Genomic DNA, 14,399 nt, shown 5'->3' on the forward strand with positions numbered 1-14,399 from the left:
AGAAAAACACATGTCGGAAATGTATCAATTGGACGGTGGTCCTTTGGTGGCGCTATCATGGAAGGGGAGAGCCGCATGAAACTGACCTCTCGTATTGTAACTGGATCTGCTGAGTTCAAATCCAACCAGGAGGCGCATCTTTCGGCGCTGGGGGCGGTGGAAACCGTGGCGGCGCAGGCCGCACTGGGGGGCGGGGAGAAATCCCGTGCCCGCCATCTGTCGCGCGGAAAAATGCTGCCGCGTGATAGGGTTGCAGCCCTGCTGGATCCGGGCACGCCGTTTCTGGAAGTGGGCGCAACCGCTGCGCATGGGATGTATGATGATGTGGCCCCCGCAGCTGGGGTGATTGCGGGCATCGGGCAGGTCTGTGGCCAGCAGGTGATGGTGGTCTGCAATGACGCGACCGTGAAGGGCGGCACCTACTATCCGATGACGGTGAAGAAACACCTGCGCGCCCAGGAAATCGCCGAAGAGAACCATCTGCCCTGTGTCTATCTGGTGGATAGCGGTGGTGCGAACCTGCCCAATCAGGATGAGGTCTTTCCAGATCGTGATCACTTTGGCCGCATCTTTTACAACCAGGCCCGCATGAGCGCAAAGGGAATCGCCCAGATCGCGGTTGTGATGGGCTCCTGCACTGCAGGCGGGGCCTATGTGCCCGCCATGTCAGATGTCACGATTATTGTGCGCGAACAGGGCACGATTTTCCTGGCTGGTCCGCCGCTGGTGAAGGCCGCCACCGGTGAGGTGGTCTCTGCCGAAGACCTTGGTGGTGGCGATGTGCACACGCGCCTGTCTGGCGTTGCTGATTATCTCGCCGAAGATGACGCCCATGCGCTGGCACTGGCGCGTCAGGCCGTCAGCAATCTCAACCGCACGCTCCCCAGCACGGTTGCCTGGCAAAGCCCGGAAGAGCCTGCCTATGACCCCGACGAGATCCTGGGCCTTGTGCCTGCGGATCTGCGCACGCCCTATGATGTGCGCGAAGTGATTGCGCGCCTTGTGGATGGCTCCCGTTTTGATGAGTTCAAGGCGCGTTTTGGTGAAACCCTGATCACAGGCTTTGCCCATGTGAACGGCTGCCCGATCGGTATCATTGCCAACAATGGTGTGCTGTTTTCAGACTCGGCGCAAAAAGGCGCGCATTTTGTTGAACTATGTTCGCAGCGCAAAATCCCACTGGTGTTTTTGCAAAATATCACCGGCTTTATGGTGGGACGCGCCACGGAAAACGAAGGCATTGCCCGTCATGGTGCAAAACTTGTCACTGCCGTGGCCACCACATCCGTGCCCAAGATCACACTGCTGATTGGTGGTTCTTTTGGCGCGGGCAACTATGGCATGGCCGGGCGCGCCTATTCCCCGCGCTTCCTGTGGAGCTGGCCCAACAGCCGCATTTCGGTCATGGGCGGCCCACAGGCGGCAGGTGTTCTGGCCACGGTCAAACGTGACGCGATTGAACGCAGTGGCGGCAGCTGGTCCGCTGAAGAAGAAGCCGCGTTCAAACAGCCGACCCTGGATATGTTCGAACATCAAAGCCACCCGCTCTATGCCTCTGCCCGGCTTTGGGACGATGGCATCATTGATCCCCGAAAAACGCGCGATGTGCTGACATTGTCTTTGCGCGCCGCTCTGAACGCCCCGATTGAGGAGACCCGCTATGGCGTATTCCGCATGTGATCTTCACCTTTTCACAAATACTCCGGGGGTGCGGGGGCTGGCCCCCGCCATAAAAGAGGGCAACGCAGATGTTTGATAAAATCCTGATCGCAAACCGCGGTGAAATCGCCTGTCGCATTATGGAAACCGCGCAGCGCCTCGGCGTCAGCTGCGTCGCGGTCTATTCCGACGCGGATGCAAATGCGCGCCATGTGGCGCTTGCGGATGAGGCCTATCACATTGGGGGTGCCGCTCCAGCCGAAAGCTACCTTCAGGGCGCACGCCTGATTGAGGTTGCGCTGAAATCGGGGGCGCAGGCCATCCATCCCGGCTATGGATTCCTTTCGGAAAACCCTGATTTTGTCGACGCGGTTGAGGCTGCGGGTCTGGTGTTTATTGGCCCGTCTGCTGCGGCGATCCGCACCATGGGGTTGAAAGATGCCGCCAAGGTCGAGATGGAGCACGCAGGCGTTCCGGTTGTGCCGGGCTATCACGGCTCTGATCAGGCCCCCGATCTGTTGCTGCGAGAAGCCGCGCGCATCGGCTATCCCGTTTTGATCAAAGCGGTCGCAGGCGGCGGCGGCAAAGGTATGCGCCTTGTGGAGCAGGAGAACGATTTTCTGGATGCGCTCGAAAGTGCGCAGCGCGAAGCCACCACGGCCTTTGGCAACCCGGCGGTCTTGATCGAGAAATACATCACCTCACCGCGCCATATCGAGGTGCAGGTCTTTGGTGATGGCACCCGCGCGGTGCATCTGTTTGAGCGCGACTGCTCATTGCAGCGCCGCCATCAGAAAGTCATCGAAGAAGCCCCCGCACCGGGCATGAGCACTGAAATGCGCGCCGCCATGGGCGAGGCCGCGGTCAAAGCTGCCGAGGCAATATCTTACAGCGGTGCGGGCACAATCGAATTCATTGTGGATGGTTCCAACGGTCTGCACCCGGATGGGTTCTGGTTCATGGAGATGAACACCCGCCTACAGGTGGAGCACCCGGTGACCGAGGAAATCACCGGCGTGGATCTGGTGGAATGGATGCTGCGCGTGGCCTCAGGTGAGCCGCTGCCTGCGCAACAATCCGATCTCACCATCTCAGGTCATGCCTTTGAAGCGCGCCTTTACGCCGAGGACGTGCCCGCAGGGTTTTTGCCCGCAACCGGGCATCTCAGCCATGTGAGCTTCCCTGACCACGGCGCGCGCATCGATACCGGTGTCAGAACTGGCGATGATATCAGCCCCTGGTATGATCCCATGGTGGCTAAGATCACCGTGCATGGGCCCACCCGAACAGCTGCGCTCAACCAATTGCAGCGCGCGCTGCAAAACACCAATATTGCGGGCACCATCACCAATCTCGAATTCCTGTCGGCACTGGCTGCGCATCAGGGATTTGGCGCGGGCGACGTCGACACGGGGTTGATTGATCGCGATCTTGCCGCGCTGACCAAACAGGTTGCACCGACCGCTGTCAGCCTGATTGCAGCCGGGCAGGCGGCATTGGGCCTTGGCGGGCATGTCGATGCGCAGATGGGCTTCTCGCTTTGGGCGCCATTGCGCCAGAATGTGACCCTGCTCAGTGGCGAGGATGAAATCACCCTCGCGGTTGAAGTTCTGGGGCCAGATCATCAGCGCTGGCAGGTGGCTCAGGACACGGTTGAAATCACCCGTCATGGTGACATTTGGCGCGCGGCCGGGTTGGCGTTGCCCGATGTGCATCTGGCTAAGGATGGTCAGATCAGCGTCTTTGACGCCGCGATCACCCATGTGTTTTCCCAGTCTGATCCGCTGGCACGTGGCGGTGATGATGTGGATCAGGGTGATCAAATCATTGCACCGATGCCCGGCTTGATCAAAGCTGTGTTTGTAGAAGCGGGGCAGCAGGTCGCGCAGGGCGATCGCCTTGTGGTGCTGGAAGCGATGAAAATGGAGCACACATTGGTTGCGGGTCGGGACGGGCAGGTGGAGGAGGTTCTTGCCGCCGTTGACGATCAGGTTCTGGTGGGTGCGCCTTTGATCAAGCTTTTGGATGAAGAATGATCTGCACGCCCGGCAGTCAGTTCAGGAGGCATAGAGATGAGCGAATTTGTTGAGATCTTTGAGGTGGGACCACGGGACGGGCTGCAAAACGAGCCCGGCCTCATCGCCACAGAAGATAAGATCAATCTGGTCAACCAGCTGAGCACGGCCGGGTTTACCCGCATTGAAATCGCAAGCTTTGTGTCGCCCAAATGGGTGCCACAGATGGCAGATAGCGGTGAGGTGCTGCAGGGGATCACGCGCCATGAGGGCAAGCGTTATGCGGCGCTAACGCCCAATATGCGCGGCTATGAGCGGGCGCTTGCGGCCAAGGCAGATGAAATCGCGGTGTTTGCCTCAGCCTCCGAGGGGTTTTCCCAGGCCAATCTCAACACTGACATCGCGGGCAGCTTTGAACGCTTTGCGCCAATCCTGGACGCTGCGCGCCATATAGATCTGCCGGTGCGGGGCTATGTCTCATGTGTGGCGGAATGCCCCTATGATGGCGCGGTTGCGCCTGAACAGGTGGCGCAGGTTGCCGAAAAGCTCTTTGCGATGGGCTGCTATGAGATCTCCCTCGGTGACACCATTGGCCGTGCCAGCCCAGATCAGATCGCCAAGATGCTTTTGGCGGTGCGCGAAGTGGTGCCAGCGTCACGTCTGGCCGGGCACTTCCATGACACCAGCACCCGCGCGCTCGACAATGTGGATTGTGCGCTTTCGCTTGGGGTGCGTGTGTTTGATGCGGCTGTGGGTGGTCTTGGCGGATGTCCCTTTGCGCCGGGCGCGGCTGGCAATCTCGCCACAGAGGCGCTCAACGATCACCTGCTCCGGCTGGGCTATGAAACCGGTGTTGATCCCGCAGAGCTGAGCAAGGCTGCGGATCTGGCACGCTCCATGCGCAGCCAAGGTGCCAAAACAGAAAGAGATTAAAATGACCCCTTTTGAAAATCTGGAAACCCTGCTGCTGGATGTGGATGCACGCGGGGTGGCTACGGTCACCCTGAACCGGCCGGATAAACACAATGCGCTTTCGGCGCAGATGATTGCCGAACTTTCGGATGTGGCCGATTGGCTGGCGCAGGAACGCGCTGTGCGGGTGGTGGTTCTGGCGGCCAATGGCAAAAGCTTCTGCGCTGGTGGTGATCTTGGTTGGATGCAAGCACAGGTTGATGCAAATCAACAGGTGCGGGAGAGCGAAGCGCGCAAATTGGCAGAGATGTTGCAGCGTTGGAACGAGCTTCCCAAAGCTGTGATTGCGGCGGTGCAGGGAAATGCCTTTGGCGGCGGTGTGGGGATGATTTCGGTCTGCGATATTGCCATCGCCAGCCATGAGACCAAATTCGCCCTGACCGAAACGCGCCTTGGCCTGATCCCGGCCACCATCGGCCCCTATATCGTGGCGCGCATGGGCGAGGTTTTTGCCCGCCGGGTCATTTTGTCCGGTCGGATCTTTGATGCAAATGAAGCGGTTAGGTTCAATCTTCTGGCGCAGACCGTTGCGGGCGACTCTTTGTCCCTTGCGGTGGAAAAAGAGGTCGAACACCATCTGCAAAGTGCCCCGTTAGCGGTCGCTGATTCAAAGAAATTGCTGCAGATGCTCGGTTCAAAAGGTGATACCCAAAATATATCTCGCACAATTGAGGCCCTGTCCGAGTGCTGGGCAAAGGGTGAAGCAGAGGCAGGGATAAGAGCTTTCTTCGCCAAGGAGCTTCCCGCTTGGCGGAAGTAAGTCATTGAAAATATGCCGCTTTATTGATCTGAAGTAATTTGGAGAACGAAGCGGCATTATCCTTATGAAATTAATCAGAAATTCGGTTTTCTGCACTCTTTTCGCGACACCATTTACAGAACAGTTAGCTATTAACCATGCGTTGGTTGACGCACCCCTGAGCGAGGGATAGACACAACTCCAAGCCAACACGCCAATTGACGGTGCGCAACAATATGCGTGCTCGGAAAGGAGCTAATCGTGGAAGAGATGTTGCGGGAATATCTCCCAATCCTAGTGTTTCTGGCCATTGCGGTCGGCCTTGGACTTGTTCTTATTCTGGCTGCGGTTATTCTTGCCGTGCGCAACCCGGATCCTGAAAAAGTCAGCGCGTATGAATGTGGTTTCAACGCCTTTGACGACGCTCGGATGAAGTTCGATGTGCGCTTCTATCTGGTCTCCATTCTGTTCATCATTTTTGACCTCGAAATTGCCTTCCTGTTCCCATGGGCTGTGGGCTTTCGCGACCTAAGCGATGTGGGGTTCTGGTCAATGATGGTTTTCCTGGGTGTGTTGACCATCGGATTCGCCTATGAGTGGAAAAAAGGAGCGCTGGAATGGGAGTGATGGCAGGGGCAAACACCGCTGGTGTCGACAAAGAGGTTGTCACCCGCGCGATTAACACTGAGCTGCAGGATAAAGGTTTCCTGTTGACCTCTGCTGAAGACATTATCAACTGGGCTCGCACCGGTTCGCTGCACTGGATGACCTTTGGTCTGGCCTGCTGCGCGGTTGAGATGATGCACACCTCCATGCCACGTTATGACGCTGAGCGCTTTGGCATTGCGCCGCGCGCTTCCCCGCGTCAGTCCGATGTGATGATCGTTGCGGGCACGCTGACCAATAAAATGGCCCCGGCGCTGCGCAAAGTCTACGATCAGATGCCTGAGCCGCGCTACGTGATCTCGATGGGATCCTGTGCAAATGGCGGTGGCTACTACCATTATTCCTATTCCGTTGTGCGTGGTTGTGACCGCGTCGTGCCAGTGGATATCTACGTGCCGGGCTGCCCGCCCACGGCTGAAGCACTGCTGTATGGCCTGATGCAGCTGCAACGCAAGATCCGCCGTACCGGTACACTCGTACGCTAAAGGGGGCGCAGATATAGCAATGAGCGAAGCACTAAATGAACTCGGAGCCCAGATCGAAGCCAAACGTCCAGAGTGCGTTCTAGCCTGGGACGTCACCCACGGTGAACTCAACGTAGACGTAAAGCCTAGCAATATTGTTGGCTTGGTGGATTTCCTTCTGGCGGACCCGGCGTGTAAATTCTCGTCACTTGTTGACATTACCGCAGTGGATTACCCGGAACGCACCAAACGCTTTGATGTGGTGTATCACTTCCTGTCAATGTACCAGAACCAGCGCATCCGCCTGCGGGTTTCTGTCCGCGAAGATGAGATGCTGCCATCTATCGTCAATGTACACCCATCGGCGAATTGGTTTGAACGCGAAGTCTTTGACATGTTCGGCATCCTGTTCACAGGCCACCCAGATCTGCGCCGCCTGCTGACGGACTATGGCTTCCGCGGCTACCCGATGCGCAAGGACTTCCCGACCACAGGTTATACTGAGGTGCGCTATGACGAGGCGCAAAAACGTGTTGTCTATGAACCGGTGAAGCTGGTTCAGGAATATCGCCAGTTTGATTTCATGTCTCCCTGGGAAGGTGCTGAATACGTGCTGCCGGGTGACGAAAAAGAGGGGGCAAACTGATGGACGGCTCCAAATTTGACGACGGCAGCGTTGACGCGCTGAGCGGCGAACAGAAAATCCGCAACTTCAACATCAACTTCGGCCCGCAGCACCCTGCGGCACACGGGGTTCTGCGTCTGGTTCTGGAACTGGACGGTGAAATTGTTGAACGCTGCGATCCTCACATCGGTCTGCTGCACCGCGGCACCGAAAAGCTGATGGAAAGCCGCACCTACCTGCAGAACCTGCCGTATTTCGACCGCCTCGATTATGTGGCGCCGATGAACCAGGAACATGCCTGGTGTCTGGCGATTGAAAAGCTTACGGGTGTTGAAGTTCCGCGCCGTGGCCAGCTTATTCGGGTGCTTTATTCTGAAATCGGCCGTATCCTGAACCACCTTCTGAACGTGACCACCCAGGCGATGGATGTGGGCGCGCTGACCCCGCCGCTTTGGGGTTTTGAAGAGCGTGAAAAGCTGATGGTGTTTTACGAACGTGCCTGTGGTGCGCGTCTGCACGCAGCTTATTTCCGCCCCGGTGGTGTGCATCAGGATCTGCCGGATGAGCTTCTGGATGATATCGAGGAATGGGCGATTGAATTCCCCCGCGTACTTGACGACATCGACGGGCTTTTGACCGAAAACCGCATCTTCAAACAGCGTAACTGTGACATTGGCGTTGTGACCGAAGATGACATTCTGAAATACGGCTTTTCTGGCGTGATGGTACGTGGTTCCGGCTTTGCCTGGGATCTGCGCCGCGCCCAGCCTTATGAATGCTACGACGAGTTCGACTTCCAGGTGCCCGTGGGCAAAAATGGCGACTGCTATGATCGCTATCTGTGCCGTATGGAAGAGATGCGCCAGTCGCTGTCGATCATGCGTCAGGCCATTCACAAACTGCGCGAAGCCACTGGCGACGTGCTGGCGCGTGGCAAGCTGACACCGCCGAAACGCGGTGACATGAAACAGTCGATGGAAAGCTTGATCCACCACTTCAAGCTTTACACCGAGGGCTTTCACGTGCCCGCCGGTGAGGTCTACGCCGCAGTTGAAGCCCCCAAGGGTGAGTTTGGCGTTTATCTTGTTGCCGATGGCAGCAATAAACCCTACCGCGCCAAGCTGCGCGCACCGGGCTTTTTGCACCTGCAGGCAATGGATCACCTGGCCAAAGGTCACCAGCTTGCGGATGTTGCCGCCATTATTGGCACCATGGATATCGTATTTGGGGAGATCGACCGCTAATGCTGCGCCGTCTGCACCACGAACAACCTGAAAGCTTCGCCTTTACGCCAGCCAACCAGGCCTGGGCTGAAGCGCAGATCACAAAATTCCCCGAAGGGCGCGAAGCCTCAGCAGTGATCCCGCTGCTGTGGCGCGCACAAGAACAGGAGGGCTGGGTCAGCAAGCCTGCGATCGAATATATCGGTGACATGCTGGGCATGGCGCATATTCGCGTGCTTGAGGTTGCGTCCTTCTATTTCATGTTCCAGCTGCAGCCCACGGGCTCTGTAGCGCATGTTCAGATCTGCGGCACCACGTCTTGCATGATCTGCGGGGCCGAGGATCTGGTTGCGATCTGCAAAGAAAAGATTGCACCAACCCCTTACACCCTGTCCGAAGATGGCAAATTTACCTGGGAAGAGGTGGAATGCCTTGGCTCTTGCACCAATGCGCCTATGGCTCAGATCGGCAAAGACTACTACGAAGATCTGACCGCCGTTGGGTTTTCGCAGATGCTGGATGACCTTGCCGCTGGCAAGCTGGTGGCACCGGGGCCGCAAAACGGGCGCTACGCTGCAGAACCCAAAGGTGGGCTGACCTCGCTGACTGAATATGAAGCGGGCAAACCTGCACACAACGCTTCGGTTGAGCTGGCGCTGTCCATCAAAGATGGTGTGAAGCGCATTCAGGGCGATGAGGTGCCGTTGCTGACCCCTTGGGTTGGCAAAGATGGCGTTGTTGCCGGTCGCGCCGCAGCTGAGCCCACGCCCAAAGCGCCTGCGCGCCCCAAGCCTGCGGTGAAACAGGCGGCAGAGGCCAAGCCAGCAGCCAAACCCGCTGAGGTGGCCGAAGCCGAACCCGAACTGCTGAAAGCAGCACGTGACGGCAAGGCGGATGATCTCAAGCTGCTCAAAGGGGTTGGCCCCAAGCTGGAAGAGACCCTGAACGAACTGGGCTTTTTCCACTTTGATCAGGTTGCTGCCTGGAGCGAGGCCGAGGTCGCCTGGGTCGACAGCCGACTGAAATTCAAAGGCCGGATCGAACGGGACGGCTGGATTGAACAAGCCAAGCAACTTGCTGCTGGGGAAGAGACCGAATTCTCTGCTCGGGCCAAGAAAGATGGCGTTTACGAAAAATAACCAGCTGGCCCCGATAAGGGGCCGCTAAACCTAGATTGGACCATATGAGCACGCATCAAGATCAAGCCATTGCAGCAAAAGGTCGGCACATTGCTATCGTCATTGCTGCCACGATCTGCATCTGGCTGGGTCTGTCGCTTTTTGTTGGCCCCGCATTGGGGCTGCCGGGGCGCTATGCATTGCTCTTTGATTTCGCAGCCCTTGGTGGGCTCATCTATGCGATGGTCAATATCTTGCAACTCTGGCGCATGCGTCGGGACAGTGAACAGAAGAACCAAAGGTAGGCAGACATGCTGAAGGACCAGGACCGGATCTTTACCAACCTTTATGGGATGCACGAACGCACGCTGAAAGGCGCCCAGGCCCGTGGACATTGGGACGGCACTGCCGGTCTGATCGAAAAGGGTCGTGACTGGGTTGTGCAAACCATGAAGGACAGCGGTCTGCGCGGCCGGGGCGGCGCGGGCTTTCCCACTGGTTTGAAATGGTCGTTCATGCCCAAAGAAAGCGATGGTCGCCCGTCTTATCTGGTGATCAACGCCGATGAATCGGAGCCGGGCACCTGTAAAGACCGCGAAATCATGCGCCATGATCCGCATACGCTGATCGAAGGTGCGCTGATTGCGTCTTTCGCGATGAATGCACATACCTGCTACATCTACCTGCGCGGTGAATATATCCGCGAACGCGAAGCGCTGCAGCACGCCATTGATGAGGCCTATGACGCAGGTCTTCTGGGCAAAAACGCAGCTGGCTCCGGCTGGGATTTTGATGTCTTCCTGCACCATGGTGCCGGGGCCTATATCTGCGGCGAAGAAACCGCGCTGATCGAAAGCCTCGAAGGCAAAAAAGGCATGCCGCGGATGAAACCGCCGTTCCCGGCGGGTGCGGGCCTTTATGGTTGCCCGACCACGGTGAACAACGTTGAATCCATTGCTGTTGTTCCGACAATCCTGCGCCGCGGCGCGGAATGGTTTGCAGGCTTTGGCCGCCCGAACAATGCGGGCACCAAACTGTTTGCGATCTCGGGTCACGTCAACAACCCCTGTGTTGTCGAAGAGGCAATGTCGATCTCCTTTGAAGAGCTGATCGAAAAACACTGCGGTGGTATCCGCGGCGGCTGGGACAATCTGCTGGCGGTTATTCCGGGCGGCTCGTCCGTGCCATGTGTGCGCGGCGAGAACATGCGCGATGCGATCATGGATTTTGACTATCTGCGCGGTGAACTTGGCTCGGGTCTTGGCACAGCGGCGGTGATCGTCATGGACAAGCAGACCGACATCATCAAAGCGATCTGGCGGCTGAGCTATTTCTACAAACACGAAAGCTGCGGCCAATGTACACCGTGTCGCGAAGGCACCGGTTGGATGATGCGGGTGATGGATCGTCTTGTTAAAGGCGAAGCAGAGCCCGAAGAAATCGATATGTTGTGGGATGTAACCAAACAGGTCGAAGGCCACACGATCTGTGCTTTGGGTGATGCGGCGGCTTGGCCAATTCAGGGTCTTATCCGCAATTTCCGCGAAGAGATTGAGGATCGGATCAAGGCAAACAAAACGGGCCGCATGGGCGCGTTTGCAGCCGAGTAAGGATGCGGCGCTTCGGCGTCGTTGAACTGTAAAGGACGAAGGAAACATGGTTCAAAAACGGAAACTGAGTGTAGCGACAGCGGCTATCTGCGCGACCCTTGTGGTTGCTGGATGTGGCGCAAAAGCCAAAGACGATCGCACGCGCTACGACGGTATTCCGTTTCGGGCTTCTGCCAAGGCGCTCAACAAAAAGGAAAACCTGGCGGAATTTCGTGTGGCTGTCAAAGATGCACTGCGGTCTGAAAACGGCGCGCGCGCGGCAGCCCACCATGAAGGCACAGCCTATTGCATCGCAAACTACGGCCTGTCTGACATCAATTGGCGCAATGATCCGCTCAATCTCGACAGTGCTTTGGTGCTCGACGGGAAAGATGCGATCTTTGAAGGGGTCTGCGACGCGTGAGCGGATTAGCGACATATCTGGGGCAGGGATGCGCATGGTTATTGAATAACCACACGCATTTTGCGCGCAGTGGCGGCTCTTGTTCAAAGGAGTCGATCATGCGTTTGCCTATTTACGTTGCAGCAGCCCTTATTGGGCTGGGAACCCCTCTTGCAGCGGGGGATAGACCGTCGCTGCGTGATGTGCCTGAAATCGAGAACCCGCTGTTTGCGGTTGCGGTGGCCAAGGAAGTGGCCGACCAGTGCAACAGCATCAGCGCGCGTTACCTTCGAGGTCTGGGAGAGCTGCAGCGTCTGCGCTCTCGGGCCAACAAGCTGGGATACTCAGACGCGGAAATCCGCGCCTATGTGGAATCCGACAGCGAAAAGGACCGTATGCGTGCCAAAGGCGAAAAGCTTCTGGCGCAAAATGGCGTGTCTTATGCCAACCCGGAATCCTTCTGCACCTATGGGCGTGCGGAAATCAAAAGTAACAGCGCGATCGGCGTATTATTGAGGGCGAAATAGACCATGTCTGACCTCCGCAAGATCAACATTGACGGAACCGAGCTTGAAGTGGAAGGGGCACTGACCCTGATCCAGGCCTGCGAAGAGGCCGGGGTGGAAATTCCACGTTTCTGCTATCACGAGCGCCTTTCCATTGCTGGCAACTGCCGCATGTGTCTGGTGGAGGTCGTTGGCGGCCCGCCAAAACCTGCGGCCTCTTGCGCCATGCAGGTGCGCGATCTGCGCCCGGGCCCCGAAGGCCAGGCACCGCAGGTTAAAACCAATTCACCTATGGTGAAAAAGGCGCGCGAAGGGGTGATGGAGTTCCTCCTGATCAACCACCCGCTGGATTGCCCGATCTGTGATCAGGGCGGCGAATGTGACCTGCAGGATCAGGCCATGGCCTACGGCATGTCGGGCTCGCGCTTTAATGAAAACAAACGCGCCAGCGATGATCTTGATCTGGGGCCGTTGGTATCAACCACCATGACCCGCTGCATCAGCTGTACCCGTTGCGTGCGCTTCACCACCGAGGTGGCGGGCATCACCCAGATGGGCCAGACCGGGCGCGGCGAAGATTCAGAGATTACCTCTTATCTCAATGAAACGCTGAACTCGAACCTGCAGGGCAATATCATTGATCTCTGCCCGGTTGGGGCGCTGACCTCAAAACCCTATGCGTTTACCGCGCGCCCGTGGGAGCTCTCCAAGACCGAAACCATCGATGTGATGGATGCGCTTGGCTCCAACATTCGCGTTGATACAAAGGGGCGCGAAGTGATGCGCATCCTGCCGCGCAACCACGACGGCGTGAACGAGGAATGGATTTCCGACAAGACCCGTTTTGTCTGGGATGGCCTGCGCCGTCAGCGCCTTGATCGCCCCTATGTACGTGAAAACGGTCGCCTGCGTCCTGCAAGCTGGGCTGAGGCTTTGACAACGGTTGCCACTGCGATGAAAGGCAAACGTGTTGCTGGTCTCATTGGTGATCTTGTTTCGGTTGAAGCAGCCTTTGCGTTGAAACAACTCGTCGAAGGGTTGGGTGGCAAGGTTGAATGCCGCACGGATCGTACCCGCCTGCCACTGGACGCGCGTTATAACTATGTTGGCAACGCCAGCGTCGAAGATTTTGATGATGCAAAATTCATCCAGCTCATTGGCACCAACCCACGCGATGAAGCGCCGGTTCTGAATGCGCGCATCCGCAAAGCCTGGCTCAAAGGGGCGCAGGTTGGCCTGGTTGGTCCTGAGGTCGATCTGACCTATGACTACAACTATCAGGGTGCAGATCGCGCATCACTGCAGAACCTCTTGGACAATGGCCTGCCCGAAGCCCAAGACGTCCCATCGGTAATCGTGCTGGGGCAGGGTGCCCTGCGCGAAGCAGATGGTCTTGCGGTTCTGGCAGCTGCACAGAAACTGGCGGCGGACACTGACAGCAAACTGATGATCCTGCACACCGCCGCCTCGCGCGTTGGGGCGATGGACATTGGCGCGGTGACGGAGGGTGGCGTTGATGCCGCCACTGATGGCGCAGAGGTGATTTATAACCTTGGTGCAGATGAGATCGAAATCGCGCCTGGCGCCTTTGTGATCTATCAGGGCAGCCACGGTGACATGGGCGCGCATCGCGCTGATGTGGTGCTGCCAGGTGCTGCCTATACCGAAGAAAACGGTCTGTTTGTTAACACCGAAGGTCGGCCACAGCTGGCCATGCGGGCTGGTTTTGCCCCCGGCGAAGCCAAGGAAAACTGGGCCATCCTGCGTGCGCTCAGCGCCGAAGTGGATGCCAAACTGCCCTATGACAGCCTTGCTCAGCTGCGCACAGCACTGATCAAAGAGGTGCCTCATCTCGCCAAGATCGACGAGGTGATCGACAACCCGGTCGAGGCGCTGCCGCTGGAAGCCATGGGCAAGGCAACTTTCCTGCCTGCGGTGCGCGATTTCTACCTGACCAACCCGATTGCGCGTTCATCACAATTGATGGCCGAACTTTCGGCAATGGCGAAATCACGCCAAAGCACGCAGAAGATGGCGGCTGAGTAATGCGTTTGGCTGCAATCATATCCCTGGCGCTTTTGGGCGCCTGTGCGGAGGGGGATAATGCCCCACCGCCTGTTTATGAGGGTGTGGAAACACGTCTTCTGAACGGGGATCTGGTGCAGTTCAATGTACAGATGCGCAATGCGCGCAGTTCTGATGATGTTGATCGTTATGCAGAATGTGCAGCGGCGCAATACGCGCTGATCCGGGATTATGGTTTTGCCCGGCACCTGCGCACAAATTTGAAACACGAAGGTGGTAACTGGAGCGCGGACGCGGTCTATACCATCTCCCCTTCTTTGCCGCGCGGGCTGCGCACCATCGACGCTGAAGTCGTGGTCGCATCCTGTGAGGCCAACGGAATACCTACGGTGTGA

15 protein-coding genes are annotated in these 14,399 nt (G+C 57.5%); all 15 read left to right on the forward strand.

Translation table 11 applies throughout. The features are described from left to right. Nucleotides 1-75: 75 nt before the first annotated feature. The 15 genes from GG681_RS00380 to GG681_RS00450 all read left to right on the forward strand — a co-directional run bounded on the left by GG681_RS00380 (nt 76) and on the right by GG681_RS00450 (nt 14,399). Nucleotides 76-1,680: a carboxyl transferase domain-containing protein gene (locus tag GG681_RS00380; RefSeq protein ID WP_153543963.1), complete on the forward strand. Its 1,605-nt coding sequence runs from the start codon at nt 76-78 to the stop codon at nt 1,678-1,680. A gap of 68 nt (nt 1,681-1,748) precedes the next feature. After that, on the forward strand, nt 1,749-3,695 hold the full coding sequence (locus GG681_RS00385; RefSeq protein WP_153543965.1) for an acetyl/propionyl/methylcrotonyl-CoA carboxylase subunit alpha: 1,947 nt from the start codon (nt 1,749-1,751) through the stop codon (nt 3,693-3,695). Nucleotides 3,696-3,731: 36 nt separating this feature from the next. After that, on the forward strand, nt 3,732-4,607 hold the full coding sequence (locus tag GG681_RS00390; protein ID WP_153543967.1) for a hydroxymethylglutaryl-CoA lyase: 876 nt from the start codon (nt 3,732-3,734) through the stop codon (nt 4,605-4,607). A 1-nt stretch (nt 4,608) separates the two neighbouring features. Beyond that, nucleotides 4,609-5,406, forward strand: coding sequence for a crotonase/enoyl-CoA hydratase family protein (locus GG681_RS00395; protein ID WP_153543969.1), 798 nt, complete (start codon nt 4,609-4,611; stop codon nt 5,404-5,406). Between the two features lie 240 nt (nt 5,407-5,646). Then, nucleotides 5,647-6,012 carry an NADH-quinone oxidoreductase subunit A gene (locus GG681_RS00400; RefSeq protein ID WP_328593212.1) on the forward strand — a complete coding sequence of 122 codons (366 nt, stop codon included), beginning with the start codon at nt 5,647-5,649 and terminating at the stop codon, nt 6,010-6,012. Beyond that, a complete protein-coding gene (locus GG681_RS00405; RefSeq protein ID WP_194287108.1) occupies nt 6,003-6,536 on the forward strand; it encodes a NuoB/complex I 20 kDa subunit family protein in 534 nt (177 codons plus the stop codon). The genes GG681_RS00400 and GG681_RS00405 overlap by 10 nt, the downstream gene beginning before the upstream one ends. A gap of 19 nt (nt 6,537-6,555) precedes the next feature. Next, entirely contained in the window at nt 6,556-7,161 is a 606-nt protein-coding gene (locus tag GG681_RS00410) for an NADH-quinone oxidoreductase subunit C (protein WP_153543971.1), read from the forward strand. Beyond that, nucleotides 7,161-8,384 (forward strand): NADH-quinone oxidoreductase subunit D, encoded by a 1,224-nt coding sequence (locus GG681_RS00415; protein ID WP_194287109.1) that lies wholly within the window; start codon nt 7,161-7,163, stop codon nt 8,382-8,384. Before GG681_RS00410 ends, GG681_RS00415 begins: the two co-directional genes overlap by 1 nt. Further along, complete coding sequence (gene nuoE, locus GG681_RS00420; RefSeq protein ID WP_153543975.1) at nt 8,384-9,502, forward strand: NADH-quinone oxidoreductase subunit NuoE; 1,119 nt, start codon at nt 8,384-8,386, stop codon at nt 9,500-9,502. Before GG681_RS00415 ends, nuoE begins: the two co-directional genes overlap by 1 nt. A gap of 44 nt (nt 9,503-9,546) precedes the next feature. Continuing rightward, complete coding sequence (locus tag GG681_RS00425; RefSeq protein WP_153543977.1) at nt 9,547-9,786, forward strand: DUF5337 domain-containing protein; 240 nt, start codon at nt 9,547-9,549, stop codon at nt 9,784-9,786. Nucleotides 9,787-9,792: 6 nt separating this feature from the next. Continuing rightward, a complete protein-coding gene (gene nuoF / locus GG681_RS00430; RefSeq protein WP_153543979.1) occupies nt 9,793-11,091 on the forward strand; it encodes an NADH-quinone oxidoreductase subunit NuoF in 1,299 nt (432 codons plus the stop codon). A gap of 46 nt (nt 11,092-11,137) precedes the next feature. Further along, entirely contained in the window at nt 11,138-11,494 is a 357-nt protein-coding gene (locus GG681_RS00435; protein ID WP_153543981.1) for a hypothetical protein, read from the forward strand. A 98-nt stretch (nt 11,495-11,592) separates the two neighbouring features. Further along, a complete protein-coding gene (locus tag GG681_RS00440) occupies nt 11,593-12,000 on the forward strand; it encodes a DUF5333 domain-containing protein (protein ID WP_153543983.1) in 408 nt (135 codons plus the stop codon). Between the two features lie 3 nt (nt 12,001-12,003). Continuing rightward, nucleotides 12,004-14,025, forward strand: coding sequence for an NADH-quinone oxidoreductase subunit NuoG (gene nuoG, locus GG681_RS00445; RefSeq protein WP_153543986.1), 2,022 nt, complete (start codon nt 12,004-12,006; stop codon nt 14,023-14,025). Continuing rightward, on the forward strand, nt 14,025-14,399 hold the full coding sequence (locus GG681_RS00450) for a hypothetical protein (protein ID WP_153543988.1): 375 nt from the start codon (nt 14,025-14,027) through the stop codon (nt 14,397-14,399). Before nuoG ends, GG681_RS00450 begins: the two co-directional genes overlap by 1 nt.

The organism is Tritonibacter aquimaris (assembly GCF_009617595.1).
GTDB classification, from domain to species: Bacteria; Pseudomonadota; Alphaproteobacteria; order Rhodobacterales; family Rhodobacteraceae; genus Epibacterium; species Epibacterium aquimaris.

Coding starts and splice junctions, on each gene's coding strand:
- GG681_RS00415 (WP_194287109.1), top strand. CDS start 7,161: ATGGACGGCTCCAAATTTGACGACGGCAGCGTTGACGCGCTGAGCGGC.
- nuoE (WP_153543975.1), top strand. CDS start 8,384: ATGCTGCGCCGTCTGCACCACGAACAACCTGAAAGCTTCGCCTTTACG.
- GG681_RS00380 (WP_153543963.1), top strand. CDS start 76: ATGAAACTGACCTCTCGTATTGTAACTGGATCTGCTGAGTTCAAATCC.
- GG681_RS00405 (WP_194287108.1), top strand. CDS start 6,003: ATGGGAGTGATGGCAGGGGCAAACACCGCTGGTGTCGACAAAGAGGTT.
- nuoF (WP_153543979.1), top strand. CDS start 9,793: ATGCTGAAGGACCAGGACCGGATCTTTACCAACCTTTATGGGATGCAC.
- GG681_RS00385 (WP_153543965.1), top strand. CDS start 1,749: ATGTTTGATAAAATCCTGATCGCAAACCGCGGTGAAATCGCCTGTCGC.
- GG681_RS00425 (WP_153543977.1), top strand. CDS start 9,547: ATGAGCACGCATCAAGATCAAGCCATTGCAGCAAAAGGTCGGCACATT.
- GG681_RS00390 (WP_153543967.1), top strand. CDS start 3,732: ATGAGCGAATTTGTTGAGATCTTTGAGGTGGGACCACGGGACGGGCTG.
- nuoG (WP_153543986.1), top strand. CDS start 12,004: ATGTCTGACCTCCGCAAGATCAACATTGACGGAACCGAGCTTGAAGTG.
- GG681_RS00395 (WP_153543969.1), top strand. CDS start 4,609: ATGACCCCTTTTGAAAATCTGGAAACCCTGCTGCTGGATGTGGATGCA.
- GG681_RS00450 (WP_153543988.1), top strand. CDS start 14,025: ATGCGTTTGGCTGCAATCATATCCCTGGCGCTTTTGGGCGCCTGTGCG.
- GG681_RS00410 (WP_153543971.1), top strand. CDS start 6,556: ATGAGCGAAGCACTAAATGAACTCGGAGCCCAGATCGAAGCCAAACGT.
- GG681_RS00440 (WP_153543983.1), top strand. CDS start 11,593: ATGCGTTTGCCTATTTACGTTGCAGCAGCCCTTATTGGGCTGGGAACC.
- GG681_RS00435 (WP_153543981.1), top strand. CDS start 11,138: ATGGTTCAAAAACGGAAACTGAGTGTAGCGACAGCGGCTATCTGCGCG.